This is a genomic window from Streptosporangium sp. DT93 (assembly GCF_049844535.1).
Lineage (GTDB): Bacteria > Actinomycetota > Actinomycetes > Streptosporangiales > Streptosporangiaceae > Streptosporangium.
Window position 1 is genome coordinate 1 of the sequence record NZ_JBNCLF010000085.1, and the last position, 372, is coordinate 372.

A 372-nucleotide genomic window follows, 5' to 3' on the forward strand; every position below is an offset into this window, starting at 1 on the left:
CGATTGGGACGAAGTCGTAACAAGGTAGCCGTACCGGAAGGTGCGGCTGGATCACCTCCTTTCTAAGGAGCACCGGCTCTTCACGTGGTCTTCGGATCACTGGAGGGTCCACGTCGTGTTCGTGAGCGAACGTCTCACGCTCGGCACGCTCATTAGTGGAGCACTGGCTACTCGGTTCGGCGATCTTCGCTGACCGATCAGTACCGCCTCGGGCTTCGGCCGGGGGAGTGGGAACGTCGTGTCAGGGGGGTGGTCGGGGCGAACACACTGTTGGGTCCTGAGGAAACGGACACTGGGCGGGCCCGCTGAGGCGGGCTTGCTGTCTGTTTGACCCTCATGCGGGGCCGATCGTCTGTCAGACCGGCTTGCCTG

The 372-nt window shown here is 62.9% G+C and carries 1 rRNA gene; it reads left to right on the plus strand.

Annotation, left to right across the window (positions count from 1 at the left end):
• Window positions 1-62, plus strand: a 16S ribosomal RNA gene (locus ACLQ2R_RS39590); the annotation flags it as partial.
• Window positions 63-372: the final 310 nt, after the last annotated feature.